Annotated in this window: 1 protein-coding gene; it reads left to right on the plus strand. The window is 47.7% G+C overall.

Annotated features, from left to right (window positions below; translation table 11 throughout):
• Positions 1–26 precede the first annotated feature (26 nt).
• Positions 27–997 (plus strand): OstA-like protein (locus QVO39_RS07140; RefSeq protein WP_288171904.1); only part of this gene is annotated, 971 nt, incomplete at its 3' end.

The following is a 997-nucleotide window of genomic DNA, read 5'->3' on the forward strand; positions in this document are numbered from 1 at the left end:
GCCTATCATTGAGGGCTACTACAGCCGTGACTTCTTTGTATCGCGACACGGTTGGTAGTCCCCAGGCTGGCAAAGAGCGTATTTTTATTGAGAATGTCGACCTCTGGAAATACGATCGTGATGTAGATACTTTCGCACAGCTGCTAGTGGGCAATGTGGTACTTCGCCACAAGGATGCGACCATGTACTGCGATAGCGCCAAGCTCTATCAGGAGCAGAATAGATTTGAAGGCTTCGGCTCAGTGCGTATTGAGCAAGGCGATTCACTCGAGATCACTTGTAATTATATCGATTACAATGGGATGAACCTCCTAGCCCGACTGCGAGAGTCGGTGGTGATGAATCATGGAGATAACCACCTCTATACCGATAGCCTTGACTACGACCGCAAGACCGGTCTTGGCTATTACTTTGATACCGGATCGGTTGCCGATACGCTTAATGTGCTCAGTTCTACCTACGGCACATACGATACCAAGAGTAAAAAGGTGGTATTTGAGGAAGATGTGGTGTTGGATAACCCCAATTTTAAGCTCTACACCGAACAATTGAATTATGATACAGAGACCAAACTCGCAGACATTGTGAGCCCCTCTCGTATCGTGGGGGATAGCGGAATCATCTATACCTCTAGGGGAACTTATGATACTGAAAATGACCTCGCCTATCTGATGAATCGGCCAGTAATGGTCTCTGGAACTCGATGGATGACGGGTGACTCGCTATTTTACGACCGTGCAGCAATGCGAGCAGAGATGTACCGCCATATCCAGATGAAAGATACTGCACAGCAGGTGGCTCTATTTGGCAATTTCGCAGTCTATCATGAAGACATTGGCTATGGTTTTGCACAAGATAGTGCCTATATCGTGGAGTACTCCAGTGAAGATACCCTCTATATGCATGCCAAACTGATGGAGATGATCAAGGCCGACTCGGTGAGTAACCTCTTTAAGGGGATAGGCAATGCCCGCCTCTACCGCTCCAATGCACAAGC

The sequence above is a fragment of the Porphyromonas sp. CAG:1061 genome (genome assembly GCF_000435035.1).
In the GTDB taxonomy this organism is placed as follows: Bacteria; Bacteroidota; Bacteroidia; order Bacteroidales; family Porphyromonadaceae; genus Porphyromonas_A; species Porphyromonas_A somerae.